The following is a 14,842-nucleotide window of genomic DNA, read 5'->3' on the forward strand; positions in this document are numbered from 1 at the left end:
TTGAGGGTCTACTCCCGACAGGGCGGGACGTCGTAATCAGCCGATCTTGCCGTGACACTGCTTGTATTTCTTGCCCGAGCCACAGGGGCAAGGGTCGTTCCGGCCGATCTTGGGGCCGTCGCGGGTGATCGGCGTACCGGGCATCGAGGTTGCCGGTTCACCGGTCTGCTCCTCGGCCTGCGCTTCTTCGCCGACTCCAGGCAGCTCCTCATGCTTGAACTGCATACGCTTGGCCAGTTCCTCGGCCTGCTGACGCAGCCGGGCTTCTTCCGCGGCCGGGTCTTCCCGACGTACCTGCACGTGGCTGAGCACACGAATGGTATCGTTCTTGATCGATTCGAGCATTTCCTCGAACAGATTGAAGGCCTCGCGCTTGTATTCCTGCTTCGGGTTTTTCTGGGCGTAGCCGCGCAGATGGATGCCCTGACGCAAATGGTCCATTGTCGCCAGGTGTTCCTTCCACAGATCGTCCAGTACCCGCAGCAGCATCTGCTTCTCGAACGAACGCAGCGCTTCCGGTCCGGTCAGTTCTTCCTTCTCGGCGTAGGCGTTGTTCAGCTCATCCTGCACGCGCTGACGAACGCCTTCTTCGTGCAGGGTGTCGTCCTCATCCAACCACTGCTGAATGGGTAGGTCCAGCGCCAGTTCGGTACGCAGGTGCTGCTCCAGGCCGGGGATATCCCACTGCTCGGGTACGCTCTGCGGCGGCATGTATTGGCTGATCGTATTATTCACCACATCCGCACGGATGGCCTTGATCGTCTCTTCCACGGAGTCCGCGGCGAGAATCTCGTTGCGCTGGGTATAGATCACCTTGCGCTGCTCGTTGGCCACGTCATCATATTCCAGCAGCTGCTTGCGGATATCAAAGTTGCGGCCTTCGACTTTGCGCTGGGCCTTCTCGATGGCGTTGGTGACCATGCGATGCTCGATAGCCTCGCCCTTCTCCATCCCCAGCGCCTTCATGAAGTTCTTCACCCGATCCGAGGCGAAAATACGCATGAGGTTGTCTTCCAGCGACAGGTAGAAGCGGCTGGACCCCGGGTCACCCTGACGGCCGGAACGACCACGGAGCTGGTTGTCGATACGGCGGGATTCGTGGCGTTCGCAGGCGATGATGTGCAGACCGCCGGCATCCAGTACCTGCTGGTGGCGTTCCTGCCATTCGGCCTTGATCTGATCAATTTGCTCGGGAGTGGGGTCTTCCAGGCTGGCGATTTCCGCTTCCCAGCTGCCGCCGAGGATGATGTCGGTACCACGACCAGCCATGTTGGTAGCGATGGTTACCGCGCCCGGCCGACCGGCCTGGGCAATGATCTCAGCTTCCTTTTCGTGATACTTGGCGTTGAGTACCTGGTGCGCGATGCCTTCCTTGTTCAGCAGTTGGGACACCACCTCGGAGGATTCGATCGAGGCGGTACCCACCAGCACCGGACGCCCGCTCTCCTGGCATCCCTTGATGTCGGCGGCAATGGCGGCGAACTTCTCACCGATGGTCAGGTACACCAGGTCGTTGTAATCCTTGCGGATCATCGGCTGGTTGGTAGGAATAACCACCACGTCCAGATTGTAGATCTGGCGGAACTCGAAGGCTTCGGTGTCAGCGGTACCGGTCATACCGGCCAGCTTGTTGTACAACCGGAAATAGTTCTGGAAGGTGGTCGAGGCCAGGGTTTGACTCTCAGCCTGGATATTCAATCCTTCCTTGGCCTCGATGGCCTGATGCAGCCCCTCGGAGAGGCGGCGACCCGGCATGGTGCGGCCGGTGTGCTCATCAACCAGCAACACCTGACCGTCTTGCACGATGTACTCGACGTCGCGGTGGAACAGGGTATGCGCACGCAGGCCCGAGTGTACATGGTGCAGCAGGTTGAGATTCTGCGCCTGGTACAGGCTGTCGCCTTCGGCCAGCAGGCCTTCGCGGGTGAGCAACTCCTCGACGTACTGATGGCCGTCTTCGTTGAGCTCGACCTGACGGGTCTTCTCATCGATGAAGTAATGACCGTCCACGCCCTCTTCGCCCTCTTCCGCCCTGACGCCGCGCTTGAGCAGCGGGATCAGTTTGTTGATGGCGGTGTAGAGCTTGGAGCTGTCCTGCGCCGGACCGGAAATGATCAACGGAGTCCGCGCTTCGTCGATCAGAATGGAGTCCACTTCGTCGACAATGGCAAAGTTCAACTCGCGCTGGAATTTGTCTTCCAGGCGGAACGCCATGTTGTCACGCAGGTAGTCGAAGCCGAATTCGTTGTTGGTGCCGTAGGTGATGTCGCAACGGTAGGCAGCACGCTTTTCCGCCGGGTCCTGGAAAGGCACGACCACCCCGACGCTGAGGCCAAGGAACTCATGCAGCGGACGCATCAGGTTGGCGTCGCGGCGGGCCAGGTAGTCGTTCACCGTGACCACATGCACGCCCTTGCCGGACAACGCGTTCAGATAGGCTGGCAGGGTGGAGACCAGCGTCTTGCCCTCACCGGTCTTCATCTCGGCGATCTTGCCTTCATGCAGGACCAGACCACCGATGAGCTGCACATCGAAGTGCCGCATGCCCATCACCCGCTTGCTCGCTTCACGCACCAGGGCGAAAGCTTCGGGGAGGATGGAGTCGAGACTTTCGCCTTTGCTTACCCGTTCCCTGTATTCAACGGTCCGGGCTTTGAGCTCGTCATCGCTCAGACCGTTCAAGCCTTCCTCGAGTGCATTGATGGCATGAACGATCTTGTTCATGCGTTTCAACTCACGCTCGTTCTTGCTTCCAAACATCTTCTTCAATAAAGGCGCAAACATAATCGACTTCGATATCCATGTGATGATGGCAAGGCTGGCCCGTGCGCAGGCCATTCACCGAAAAAACCATTCTACTCTGAAAGTCTGGAGACAATAAACCGCCGTTGCGGCAGAGCAGATGGCGGCGAGCAAAGGGGAAGACCCGAAGACCCGGCATAAGCCGGGTTTGGGTGAGTAAGGCAGGGAGTTATTTCAGGGCGAGAAAGCGTGCCGGATTGATGGCCATGCCGTTGTGGTAGACCTCCAGATGCAGATGCGGTCCGGTTGAGCGACCTGTCGAGCCGACGGTTGCGACCTGCTGCCCCTTCTTCACCAATTCACCTTTCTTGACCAGCAAGTCCTGGGCGTGAGCATAACGGGTCTTGTAGCCACCCGCATGACTGATCTCAATCATGTTGCCATAGGCGCCACGACGGCCGGAGAACGTCACCACGCCCGCTCCCAGGGCATGAATCTCCGTACCTCGCGGAGCAGCGAAATCCAGCCCCGAATGCATGGCCGAGCGACGGGTGATGGGGTCGGTGCGCCGACCGAAGCCGGAGGAAATATAACCGGTCTGCACTGGAATGAAATCCAGCATGGCATTGGCGTCGTTGTGCCGGTTGAGCATCAACTCTTCCAGCAGCCGCAATTGCTGGGTGCGATCGTCGATCCGGGCAGACAGGCGATCAAGCACCGTCTGAATGTCAGCACCCTCATAGGAATCGCTGTGGCTCGGCAACTCCGGACCACCCATGCCAGGGTCGGTACTGAAGTTGAATTCGCCGTCAGACAGGTCGGCCAGTTCGGTAAGTCGTTCACTCAGGGCGTCAAGACGCGACAGCCGGGTCTGCAACCGACTCAGCTGCTGAGTCATGTGCTCCAGCTGTACCTGGGATTCTTCCTTTATATAGTCGCTCTCAAGCTCATACCCTTCGAGAGACTGCTCCCAGATCTGTTCGTAATCCAGCGCGGCACTGGATTCTTCAATGGCCTTGCCGGCCCCGCTTAACTGCCAGGTTATCACTGCGGCGGCAATCGGCATGGCGAGTACCGCCATGATGCCGGAAATGACCCAGGGCGAGCCGAGCGTCAGTGCCTTGGTAGCACCCTCGCGCCCGGTAAGAATGATGATGTTCAATATTGTAGATCCCCAAAATCTTCCTGCGGTTCTGGTACGATGACCGCTGATTCAGCCACTCCGGACGACACGATGTCTTTTCATCCTCTGCATGCCCGTCGCCCGGGCGACCTGCTAAGAACCCACTCCACCCTGAAGGGCCTTTTCAATCAGGCAAGGGCCGTAGAACGATTGCAGATTCTGCTCGAATCCGTACTCGAACCCGCCGCCAGAGAGCATTGCCGCGCAGCATCCTATCGTGATGGCGTGCTTCGGTTGCTGGTGGCCGACAGTCAGTGGGCAACCCGGGTCCGATATCAGCAACGACGCCTCATCCGACAACTTCAGGCTTACGCGGAATTCGCCACCTTAACGAAAATCCACTGCAAGGTACAACCGCCATTGGTCAAAAAAGCACCACCAGTTCGCAAAATGAGGCGATCGGCGGTGGCAGCGGATAGTCTGAGCGAGACCGCAGGCCATATCAGCGACCCGAATCTGCGCTCGGCATTGGAACGCCTGGCACGCCACCATCGCGGCGAATCAGACGAATAAAAAACGGCCACCGAGGTGGCCGTCAAACGAAACGAGAAAATATCAGACCGCAGCGGCCGGGCGCATGAAGGAGATGGGCGCGGTTCCGGCATCTTCAAAGGTGACTATTTCCCAAGCATCGGCATTGGCCAGCAGCGCGCGCAGCAGCTTGTTGTTGAGCGCATGCCCCGACTTGAAGCCGCGGAATTCGCCCACCAGGCTCTTGCCCAGCAGATAAAGATCGCCGATGGCATCGAGAATCTTGTGCTTGACGAATTCGTCCTCGTACCGCAGGCCGTCTTCGTTGAGTACGCGATACTCATCCACCACGATGGCGTTATCCACGCTGCCACCCAGCGCCAGGTTCTGCGAGCGCAGGTACTCGATATCCCGCATGAACCCGAAAGTCCGGGCGCGGCTGACTTCCTTGACGAAAGACGTGCTGGAGAAGTCCACGCTGGCAAACTGGCTCCGGCCACGGAAGACCGGATGATCGAAGTCGATGCCGAACGATACCTTGAATCCCTCGAAAGGAACGAAGGTAGCCGTCTTGCCCTCTTCTTCAACCGTGATTTCACGCTTGATGCGAATGAACTGTTTCGGAGCTTCCTGTTCCTCGATGCCTGCTGACTGAATCAGGAATACGAAAGGACCGGCGCTGCCATCCATGATCGGCACTTCGGGGGCACTGAGCTCTACCACGGCGTTGTCGATACCCAGACCGGCCATGGCTGACAGCAGGTGCTCGACAGTGTCCACCTTGACACCATCCTTGATCAGGGTGGTGGACATGGTGGTTTCGCCCACGAATTCCGCACGCGCCGGGATCTCGACCACAGGGTCGAGATCGGTCCGGAGGAACACGATGCCGGTATCCACCGGCGCCGGTTTCAGCGTGAGGTAAACCTTCTCACCCGAATGCAGGCCAACACCGGTGGCCCGGATGATGTTCTTCAGTGTGCGTTGTCTGATCATGCTTGAACTGGCTTCCGCTCTAGTTGCGAATAATTTTCAACAAGTGGCGCACATCATAGCAAAACCCGCCTTCGTTGAACACTAATCAGCCCTATTCCATCGATTGATCAAATCAATCTGCCTGACGACGCAGGAAGGCCGGGATGTCCAGATAATCCAGGTCTTCAGCCGGCTGGGTCAGACGTGCCGCGGCTGCACTGCCGCCCGCGTTGGAATTGCGCATGACGGTCGGGCGGTCCAGATCGCGGTAGTTCGGCGCGGTCGCATCCGACTGACGGGCTGCTGCCGGTGCCGGAGTATTATCCACCACCTTCACTGGTTTCTCCATGCGCGCGCCCAGACCGGTGGCGACCACGGTGACCCGCAGCTCGTCGCGCAGCTCGGGATCGATCACGGTGCCGACCACTACAGTGGCGGTTTCCGAGGCGAATTCCTCAACGGTATTACCCACTTCCGAGAACTCGCCCAGGGACAGGTCCGGACCAGCGGTAATATTGACCAGGATACCGCGGGCACCCATCAGGTTGACATCTTCCAGCAGCGGGCTGCGGATTGCCGCTTCGGCAGCTTCACGGGCACGGTTCGGGCCGCTGGCGTGGCCGGTACCCATCATTGCCATACCCATTTCGCTCATCACGGTCTTCACGTCGGCGAAGTCGACGTTGATCATGCCGGGGCGGATGATCAGGTCAGCGATGCCCTGTACCGCGCCCAACAGTACATCGTTGGCTTTGCTGAAGGCCGACAGCAGGCTGGCGTCCTTGCCCAGAACGGTCAGCAGCTTCTCGTTGGGGATGGTGATCAGCGAGTCGACGTGTTGACCCAGCTCGCGGATACCTTCTTCGGCGATCTGCAGACGCTTGCGGCCTTCGAACGGGAACGGCTTGGTCACTACGGCCACGGTCAGGATACCCATTTCACGGGCGACCTCGGCCACGATCGGCGCCGCGCCGGTACCGGTACCACCGCCCATGCCGGCGGTAATGAATACCATATCAGCACCCTGCAGCACTTCTGCGATACGCTCGCGATCTTCCATCGCGGCTTCGCGGCCGACCAGCGGGTTAGCGCCGGCACCCAGCCCCTTGGTCACGGCCGAGCCCAGTTGCAGCACGGTGCGCGCGGTCATGTTCTTCAGGGCTTGAGCATCGGTATTGGCGCAGATGAAATCCACACCTTCAACATTGTTGACCACCATGTGCTGCAGGGCGTTGCCACCGCCACCGCCGACACCGACGACCTTGATCACTGCGTTTTGCGGGAGGTTATCAATTAATTCAAACATGGTCCCATCTCCTCGAGTCTGACACTCGTCTTGTTTCATCTGGTTTCGTTTCGTTTGGTACCGCTTGCCGGGTTACCCCCGGCTGCCCGCTTGTGCGGGTCTGTTAAAAATTCCCCTTGAACCACCGCTTCACTTTGATCAGCGGCGACTCCCTGCTCTGCTCCGAGCTACTTTGATTGCCATCGGCATGGTGCTTCATGCCGTAGTGCAACAGCCCCACCCCCGTTGAGTAGATGGGGTTGCGCACCACGTCAGCCAGTCCCTTGAATTCCTGCGGTACGCCCAGGCGCACCGGCATATGGAATATCTCTTCGGCCAGCTCGACAGCACCTTCCATCTTGGCGGTGCCGCCAGTCAGTACGATGCCGGCCGGAATCATGTCTTCGTACCCGGACCGGCGCAGTTCGGCCTGGATCAGGGTGAACAGTTCGTCGTACCGCGGCTCGACCACCTCCGCCAGCGCCTGGCGTGACAGGTCCCGCGGCGGGCGTTCACCCACGCTCGGAACCTTGATGGTTTCCTCCGGGCCGGCCAGTTTGGCCAGTGCGCAGGCGTAGCGGATCTTGATCTCTTCAGCGTGCTGGGTCGGGGTGCGCAGGGCCATGGCGATATCATTGGTCACCTGATCGCCGGCAATCGGAATCACTGCGGTATGGCGGATCGCACCCTCGGTGAAGATGGCGATGTCAGTGGTGCCCCCGCCGACATCCACCATGCACACGCCCAGTTCTTTCTCGTCCTCGGTCAGCACCGAGTAGCTGGAGGCCAGTTGTTCGAGGATCACGTCCTCGACTTCCAGGCCGCAGCGACGGATGCATTTCTCGATGTTCTGCACTGCATTCATGGCGCAGGTGACCAGATGCACTTTGGCCTCCAGCCGCACACCGGACATGCCACGGGGCTCGCGGACGCCTTCCTGGTTATCGATCACGTATTCCTGCGGCAGGATGTGCAGCACTTTCTGATCAGCGGGAATGGCTACCGCCTGGGCTGCATCCAACACACGTTCAATGTCCGCCTGCACCACCTCGCCCTCGCGAATGGCCACGATGCCATGGGAGTTCATGCTGCGGATGTGGTTACCGGCGATGCCGGCGAACACCGAATGAATCTGGCAGCCAGCCATCAGCTCGGCCTCTTCGATGGCGCGCTGAATGGACTGCACGGTGGATTCGATATTCACCACCACGCCCTTCTTCATGCCGCGGGACGGATGCGAGCCGATGCCGACGATTTCCAGCTCACCGTCTGCGCCGAACTCGCCGACCAGAGCGACTACCTTGGAGGTGCCGATATCCAGTCCGACGATCATCCTGCTACCCTGCTTGCTTGCCATGATTACTCGTTACTCCCCGATTGAATCGTTGCAGGCTCGCGCCATGCCACTGCCATGCCGTTGCTGTAGCGCAGATCGACCCGCGCAATGAGTTCGCGGCGGTCCGACAGCATCAGCTTGTCGATGGTCAGAAAGCGCTGCATTTTTTCCACCACATCCCCCTGCCCCAGCAGGATCTCGATTCCTTCGCGGGTGGTCAGGAACCAGCTGCCGCGGTCCCGTAATTCCAGTTGCGCCACGCGATGCCCGTAGGGCCGCAGTAGCCGGTTGAATTGCTGATAGGTCTGCATCACCCGGCGCTTGGTCCGTTCCGGCCCGTTCAACAGGGGCAAACCTTCAAAGCTGTCGATATGTTCTGGCACAAAGGCCCGTCCAGCGTTGTTCAATAGTGCTGAATCCCCCCACCGCGCCACCGGCAGGTGCTCGTCCAGCGTGATCACCAACTGGTCCGGCCAGACCCGCGTGACCGCTGCGCTGGCAACCCAGGGCATTGCGATAAGGTCGGCGCGCAGCGCCTCCAGATCGATGGTCAGCAGGCTTTCTTCCAGATACGGCTCGATGCTCTGATGCACCGACTCGCGGTCGATGTACTGCAGATCGCCCTCGACATTGATCAGGCTGATAGGCCGCTGCGCCAATGGCTGCAGGCGGTTGGCCAGCTCGTACAGCCCCATGCCCAGCACCACCAGCAATAGCGGCCAGAGCAGCTGCTGCATGCGGCGTGCGGCGTCATTGACAGACGGCATGCTCAACCGCGGCCAGCTGCGTGGGGCCGGCGGGGTCACGCGCACGGCGCCCCGGTTCGGCGCATTGCGCCGCCCGGCAGTCCTGCCTGCGCGTTGGTCCCGGATCATCAGCCCCAGCAACATGTGCAGTCCTCAGTAACGGGCACTGGCGAGAATCGCCAGCACCAGATCAGTGAAACTCAGACCCGCCGCGGCTGCGGCCATGGGCACCAGGCTATGGTCAGTCATCCCCGGCGAGGTATTGACCTCGAGCAGGTAGAAGTTGCCATCGCTGTCCTGCATCAGATCCACCCGCCCCCAACCGCGACAGCCGACGGCACTGAAGGCCTGCAGGCAAAGTTCAGCGAGTTCGGCCTCGCGCTCCGGCGGCAGACCGCAGGGGCACTGGTACTGGGTATCATTGGCCAGGTATTTGGCCTGGTAGTCATAAAAGGTGTTTGGTGTGCTCAGGCGAATCGCCGGCAGCGCCTGGCCGTCAAGAATACCGACGGTGAACTCGGCGCCGGTTACCCACTGCTCGACCAGCGCAACGTCGTCGTACTTCAGTGCCTGTTGCCAGGCAGCCTTGAGTTCGTCCAGCGAGTGCACCTTGGCCATGCCGATGCTCGATCCTTCATGGATCGGCTTGATGATCAACGGCGTGCCGAGGCGCTCGACTACCGCGGCGCACTCCTGCTCGTCGCGCAACACGGCGTAAGCCGGCGTCGGCAGGCCCAGGCTCTGCCACACCTGCTTGGTGCGCAGCTTGTCCATACCCAGTGCCGAGGCCATGACGCCGCTGCCGGTATAGGGCAGCTGCAGGCATTCAAGCAGCCCCTGCAGGCTACCGTCCTCACCGCCGCGGCCGTGCAGCGCAATGAATACCCGGTCAGGACGCTCGGCGATCAGGCGCTCGGCCAGGTCAGCCCCGGCGTCGATGCCAAAGGCGTTCACCCCGGCGCCCTGCAGCGCGGCCAGTACCGCAGCACCGGACTTCAGCGAAACTTCACGTTCAGCTGATGTGCCGCCGTACAGCACCGCCACTCGACCAAAGGCTTCTACGTCGACCATTACGCCTTATCTCCTTTTCGTTCATTGCCCAGCTGGGTCAATGCCTGCGCCAGCTGCGGTGCCAAACCGCCAATATCGCCGGCGCCCTGGGTCAGCAGGATGTCGCCCGGCTGCAGCACGGCCCGGAGCAGCGGCATGAGATCCGCATCACGCTCGACATACAGCGGGTCGATCTGCCCGCGCAGACGGATACTGCGGCACAGGTGCTTGCTGTCCGCACCCGGTACCGGCTCCTCGCCAGCGGGATAGACTTCCATCAACAACAACACATTGGTATCGCCCAGCACCTGCACGAAGTCTTCGTACAGATCACGGGTACGTGAATAGCGATGGGGCTGATAGATCATCACCAGCCGGCGGTCAGGCCAGCCGCCACGCACAGCCTTGATCACTGCAGCCACTTCGCGAGGGTGGTGGCCGTAATCATCCACCAGCATTACCTCGCCCTCGTCGCCCAGCGGGAAATCTCCATGCACCTGGAAGCGGCGACCGACACCCTCAAAGCCAGTCAGCCCCTTGACGATGGCCTGGTCGCTGACCCCCTCATCGGCGGTGACGGCAATGGTGGCCAGGGCATTGAGCACGTTGTGCACACCCGGCATGTTGACGAACACCCGCAGCGGCTCATGACCCTCACGCAGCACGGTGAAATGGGTTTGCATACCCCGCTGTTCGATATCCACCGCGCGAATGTCGGCATCCTCGGACTGGCCGTAGGTGATGACCTGGCGGTTGATCTGCGGCAGGATCTCGCGCACCACTGGATCATCGATGCACAGCACTGCCAGCCCATAGAACGGCAGGTTGTGCAGAAAATCGACAAAGGTGCGCTTGAGGCGATTGAAGTCGCCTTCATAGGTCGCCATGTGATCGAAATCGATGTTGGTAACGATGGCGGTCATCGGCTGTAGGTGCAGGAAGGAGGCATCGCTTTCATCGGCTTCGGCCACCAGATAGCGGCTTTCGCCCAGCTGGGCATTGGTGCCGGCACTGGTCAGCCGGCCACCGATGACGAAGGTCGGACTCAGGCCTTCGGCAGCCAGCACCGAGGCCACCAGGCTGGTCGTGGTGGTTTTGCCATGGGTACCGGCCACGGCGATACCGTGGCGATAGCGCATCAGTTCGGCGAGCATTTCCGCACGGGGCACCACCGGGATGCGCTTTTCCATCGCCGCGGCCACTTCCGGGTTGCTCGGATTGATCGCGCTGGACACCACCAGCACATCGGCGCTCTGCACGTTCTCGGCGCGATGACCGATATCCACCCGGGCGCCGAAGCTTTCCAGGCGTGCGGTCACCGCCGAGCGCTTGAGATCGGAGCCGGATACCTCATAGCCCAGGTTCAACAGCACTTCGGCAATACCACACATGCCCGCACCGCCGATCCCGACGAAATGAATGCAACGGATACGGCGCATGGCCGGGAGACTATAGGTGGCCTTAGTGTTCACGGACGACCTCCAGGCAGGCGCGGACCACATCCGCTGTGGCGTCGGGTTTGGCCTGCTTGCGGGCATGTTCTGCCATCTGTTGTAACGTCTCCGGTTGGGTAAACAGGGTGTTCAGCCGCTGCGCCAGCTGCGCGGCGGTCAAGGTGTTCTGCGGCAGCAGCTCGGCTGCACCGCGATCAGCCAGATAACGGGCGTTGGCGCTCTGGTGGTCATCAATAGCGTGGGGCAACGGGATCAGCAGCGCCGGGCGCCCGGCAGCCGCCAGTTCGGCGACTGTCAGCGCCCCAGCGCGACACACCACCAGGTCGGCCCAGGCGTAAGCCTCGGCCATATCGGCGATGAAGGGTTCAACTGCGGCCTCCACACCGGCACTGGTATAGGCCTCACGGGCCGCTTCCACATGCTGTTTGCCGCACTGGTGGCGCACCTGCGGCCGCTGATCGGCAGGCAGCTGCGCCAGCGCGTCGGGCAATAGTCGGTTCAACGGCAATGCGCCAAGGCTGCCGCCGAGTACCAGCAAGCGCGGCGAGCGACTGCCGTCCCAGCTCATTGGCGGCACGGCAAAGATATCTTCACGCACCGGGTTGCCGGTGCTGCGCCGCTTGGCACTCGGCGCAAAACTGCCATCAAATCCTTCGCAACGACGCGCGGCGATGTTTGCCAGCAGCCGGTTGGTGGTACCGACCACGGCGTTCTGTTCGTGAATCACCAGGGGAATGCGCCGTAACCAGGCCGCCACACCGCCGGGACCGGTGACATAGCCGCCAGCACCCAGTACACAAACCGGTTGCAGCTGGCGTACCACCTTGAGGGATTGGCTCAGGGCCCGCAGCAGCCGCACCGGCGCCTTCAACAGGCCAGCCTTGCCCTTGCCGCGCAGCCCCTGGATATCGATGTAATGCACGGGAATCCCGGCCGCCGGAATCAGCTCGGCTTCGATGCCACGGCGAGTGCCCAGCCAGTGCACTTCATAGCCCTGCGCCTGCAACTGCCGGGCGCAGGCCAGCGCCGGGAATACGTGTCCACCGGTACCGCCCGCCATGATCAATACCTTACTGGTCATTGGCAGCCTCCCGCAGCGCCTGCCGGCGCTCCCAGTCGATACGCAGCAACAGCCCCAGGCTGATACAACAGACCACCAGCGAGCTGCCCCCGTAACTGAGGAACGGCAGGGTCAGCCCTTTGGTGGGCAGCAAGCCGATATTCACGCCGACGTTGATCAGCACTTGGCCACACCACATGATCGCCAGGCCATAGGCCAGATAGGCGGAGAAATAACGTCCGGCCTTCTCGGCCCAGAGACCAATATACAGGGCCCGCACCGCGACGAAGATCAACAGCGCGAAGGCCGCCAGCGCGCCGATCAGGCCCAGCTCTTCGGCCAGCACCGCGAACACGAAATCGGTGTGAGCCTCGGGCAGGTAGAACTGTTTCTGGATGCTGTTGCCCAGTCCGGTACCCAACCATTCGCCGCGGCCGAAGGCGATCAACGCCTGGGTCAGCTGATAGCCGGTGCCGTAGGGGTCGTTCCAGGGATTGAGGAAACTGGTCAGGCGCTGCAGGCGATAGGGCTCGAACAACACCAGCAATGCCGCCAGACCGCCCAGCGAACCGAACAGCAGGGTGAAGCGGAACAGCCCGACGCCGCCAAGGAACAGCATGCCGGTAGCCGCGCCCATGAGTACCACGGTGGCACCGAAGTCCGGCTCGATGATCAGCAGCCAGGCCATCGGCCCCAGCACCATGAATGGCTTGATAAAGCCGAACCACTGTTCCTTGACCTCGTCCCGCCGATGGACGAGATAACCGGCCAGGAACACCACGGCGAACAGCTTGGCCAGCTCCGAGGGTTGCACGTTGATCGGCCCGACGGCAATCCAGCGCCAGCTGCCATTGACCTCCCGCCCGATACCCGGAATCAGTACCGCGATCAACAGGGCAAAGCCGAGGAACAACAGCGGGAAGCGGAACTGCTCCCATAATCCGACCGGCACCGCCAGGGTGGCCAGCAGCGCCATCACACCGATCAGCATGTACACCAGCTGACGGTTCATATAGTAGAGAGGGTTGCCCAGCTGCCCGGCGGCCACTTCCATGGACGCGGACGTGACCATTACCAATCCCAGTCCGAGCAAGGCCAGACCACCTACCAGCAGCGGCATATCCAGGTCGAAGCGGCGCTCGCCGATCAGCGGAGCAAGTGAGCGTTGCATGGCGTCGGTGAAGATCATACCGGCAACCTCCCGACCGCGTCGGCAAACAGCCGGCCGCGTTCTTCAAAATTGCGGAACATGTCCAGGCTGGCGCAGGCCGGTGACAACAGCACCGCATCGCCCGGCTCGGCTGCCGCTGCAGCTGCCGCAACCGCTTCGTCCAGGGTAGTCACCCGCTGTACCGGCACATGACCGGTCAGCAGTTGCTCCAATACCGGAGCATCCCGGCCGAGCAGAACGACCGCCCGGCAGTAACGGCTTACCGGCTCGATAAGCGCCGAGAAGTCAGCCCCCTTGCCGTCGCCGCCGGCAATCAACACCTGCTTGCCCTGCAGGTCAGCGCCAAAGCCTTCGATGGCCGCCAGCGCCGCACCGACGTTGGTCGCCTTGGAATCGTCGTAGTAATCCACCCCGCCGTGCTGGCCGAGCCATTGGCAGCGATGCGGCAGACCGGCGAACTCGCGCAGGGCATCCAGCATGGCTGCCATCGGCAGGCCGATGGCGTGCCCCAGCGCCAGTGCCGCCAGAGCGTTAGCCTGATTGTGCGCGCCGCGGATCTTCAGCTTGGCGGTAGGCATCAGCGCCTGGAATTCGAAGGCCAGCCAGTTTTCGCCATTCTTTTCCACCAGACCAAACCCCTTGAAGTCGGGGCGGGACAGGCCAAAGCTCCAGCACGGCAATTGATCGGCCACCAGCGGGCGGGTCAGGTCATCATCCCGATTGATCACCACCTGCCGGGCACCGCGGAAGATGCGGTGTTTGGCCAGGTGATAGGCCGCCAGGCCGCTGTAGCGATCCATATGGTCTTCGCTGACGTTCAACACGGTGGCCACTTCGGCGTTCAGCGCCTGGGTGGTCTCGAGCTGGAAGCTGGACAACTCCAGCACATAGAGGTCGGCGCGCTGATCCAGCAGATCCAGCGCAGGCGTGCCGATATTGCCGCCCACCGCCACCTGCCGGCCGGCCTTCTCGGCCATGGCGCCAACCAGGGTGGTGACGGTGCTCTTGGCATTGGAACCGGTGATCGCGACGATCGGCGCATCCGCCTCGCGAGCGAACAGTTCGATGTCGCCGACCACGCTCACGCCAGCGTCGATTGCCGCCTTGATCGCCGGCGTGGCCAGGGCGATACCCGGATTGACGATCAGCTCGCCGGCACTGCTCAGCAGCTCGGCGTCCAGCTCACCCAGATGCAGGTCGGCCATGGGCGCGAAGCGCTTGAGCTTGTCCAGGCCCGGCGGGTTGGCGCGGGTGTCGCAAACGGCAAACGGCATATCACGACCAGCCAGGTACCGGGCAACCGACAGGCCGGTCGCCCCGAGTCCGACTATGATCCGCTGTTTGTCCGTAGTGATCAGTGACACCTTGT

The 14,842-nt window shown here is 61.5% G+C and carries 12 protein-coding genes; 1 reads left to right on the forward strand and 11 read right to left on the reverse strand.

The window, feature by feature from the left end; all coding sequences use genetic code 11:
• Positions 1-36: 36 nt before the first annotated feature.
• The gene (gene secA, locus DHB74_RS03490; protein WP_036990244.1) at positions 37-2,784 is read right to left on the reverse strand and encodes a preprotein translocase subunit SecA; all 2,748 of its coding nucleotides are present in this window, start codon (positions 2,782-2,784) and stop codon (positions 37-39) included.
• Positions 2,785-2,971: 187 nt separating this feature from the next.
• A complete protein-coding gene (locus tag DHB74_RS03495) occupies positions 2,972-3,904 on the reverse strand; it encodes a M23 family metallopeptidase (protein ID WP_036989456.1) in 933 nt (310 codons plus the stop codon).
• 72 nt (positions 3,905-3,976) lie between these two features.
• On the opposite strand from DHB74_RS03495, the gene DHB74_RS03500 reads away from it, so the two are divergent.
• Complete coding sequence (locus DHB74_RS03500; RefSeq protein ID WP_036989455.1) at positions 3,977-4,438, forward strand: DUF721 domain-containing protein; 462 nt, start codon at positions 3,977-3,979, stop codon at positions 4,436-4,438.
• Between the two features lie 42 nt (positions 4,439-4,480).
• Here DHB74_RS03500 and lpxC read toward each other — a convergent pair whose 3' ends face one another.
• The 9 genes from lpxC to murD all read right to left on the reverse strand — a co-directional run bounded on the left by lpxC (position 4,481) and on the right by murD (position 14,837).
• The gene (lpxC, locus tag DHB74_RS03505; RefSeq protein ID WP_036989454.1) at positions 4,481-5,392 is read right to left on the reverse strand and encodes a UDP-3-O-acyl-N-acetylglucosamine deacetylase; all 912 of its coding nucleotides are present in this window, start codon (positions 5,390-5,392) and stop codon (positions 4,481-4,483) included.
• A gap of 112 nt (positions 5,393-5,504) precedes the next feature.
• On the reverse strand, positions 5,505-6,677 hold the full coding sequence (ftsZ, locus tag DHB74_RS03510) for a cell division protein FtsZ (RefSeq protein ID WP_036989453.1): 1,173 nt from the start codon (positions 6,675-6,677) through the stop codon (positions 5,505-5,507).
• Positions 6,678-6,780: 103 nt separating this feature from the next.
• Positions 6,781-8,013, reverse strand: a complete 1,233-nt coding sequence (gene ftsA, locus DHB74_RS03515) for a cell division protein FtsA (protein WP_036989452.1) — start codon at positions 8,011-8,013, stop codon at positions 6,781-6,783.
• A 2-nt stretch (positions 8,014-8,015) separates the two neighbouring features.
• Entirely contained in the window at positions 8,016-8,879 is an 864-nt protein-coding gene (locus DHB74_RS03520) for a cell division protein FtsQ/DivIB (RefSeq protein WP_036990242.1), read from the reverse strand.
• Positions 8,880-8,891: 12 nt separating this feature from the next.
• Positions 8,892-9,809 (reverse strand): D-alanine--D-alanine ligase, encoded by a 918-nt coding sequence (locus DHB74_RS03525; RefSeq protein ID WP_036989450.1) that lies wholly within the window; start codon positions 9,807-9,809, stop codon positions 8,892-8,894.
• Positions 9,809-11,227 carry a UDP-N-acetylmuramate--L-alanine ligase gene (gene murC / locus DHB74_RS03530; protein WP_051610787.1) on the reverse strand — a complete coding sequence of 473 codons (1,419 nt, stop codon included), beginning with the start codon at positions 11,225-11,227 and terminating at the stop codon, positions 9,809-9,811. The genes DHB74_RS03525 and murC overlap by 1 nt, the downstream gene beginning before the upstream one ends.
• A gap of 22 nt (positions 11,228-11,249) precedes the next feature.
• Positions 11,250-12,323, reverse strand: coding sequence for an undecaprenyldiphospho-muramoylpentapeptide beta-N-acetylglucosaminyltransferase (gene murG / locus DHB74_RS03535; protein WP_036989449.1), 1,074 nt, complete (start codon positions 12,321-12,323; stop codon positions 11,250-11,252).
• Entirely contained in the window at positions 12,313-13,491 is a 1,179-nt protein-coding gene (gene ftsW / locus DHB74_RS03540; RefSeq protein WP_083392364.1) for a putative lipid II flippase FtsW, read from the reverse strand. Before ftsW ends, murG begins: the two co-directional genes overlap by 11 nt.
• The gene (gene murD, locus DHB74_RS03545) at positions 13,488-14,837 is read right to left on the reverse strand and encodes a UDP-N-acetylmuramoyl-L-alanine--D-glutamate ligase (protein ID WP_280164660.1); all 1,350 of its coding nucleotides are present in this window, start codon (positions 14,835-14,837) and stop codon (positions 13,488-13,490) included. The genes ftsW and murD overlap by 4 nt, the downstream gene beginning before the upstream one ends.
• Between the last annotated feature and the right edge of the window lie 5 nt (positions 14,838-14,842).

Origin of the sequence: Pseudomonas sp. G11-1 (assembly GCF_024031555.1) — a bacterium.
In the GTDB taxonomy this organism is placed as follows: domain Bacteria; phylum Pseudomonadota; class Gammaproteobacteria; order Pseudomonadales; family Pseudomonadaceae; genus Halopseudomonas; species Halopseudomonas bauzanensis.

Coding starts and splice junctions, on each gene's coding strand:
- ftsA (WP_036989452.1), bottom strand. CDS start 8,013: ATGGCAAGCAAGCAGGGTAGCAGGATGATCGTCGGACTGGATATCGGC.
- murG (WP_036989449.1), bottom strand. CDS start 12,323: ATGACCAGTAAGGTATTGATCATGGCGGGCGGTACCGGTGGACACGTA.
- DHB74_RS03525 (WP_036989450.1), bottom strand. CDS start 9,809: ATGGTCGACGTAGAAGCCTTTGGTCGAGTGGCGGTGCTGTACGGCGGC.
- secA (WP_036990244.1), bottom strand. CDS start 2,784: ATGTTTGCGCCTTTATTGAAGAAGATGTTTGGAAGCAAGAACGAGCGT.
- DHB74_RS03500 (WP_036989455.1), top strand. CDS start 3,977: ATGTCTTTTCATCCTCTGCATGCCCGTCGCCCGGGCGACCTGCTAAGA.
- ftsW (WP_083392364.1), bottom strand. CDS start 13,491: ATGATCTTCACCGACGCCATGCAACGCTCACTTGCTCCGCTGATCGGC.
- ftsZ (WP_036989453.1), bottom strand. CDS start 6,677: ATGTTTGAATTAATTGATAACCTCCCGCAAAACGCAGTGATCAAGGTC.
- murC (WP_051610787.1), bottom strand. CDS start 11,227: ATGCGCCGTATCCGTTGCATTCATTTCGTCGGGATCGGCGGTGCGGGC.
- lpxC (WP_036989454.1), bottom strand. CDS start 5,392: ATGATCAGACAACGCACACTGAAGAACATCATCCGGGCCACCGGTGTT.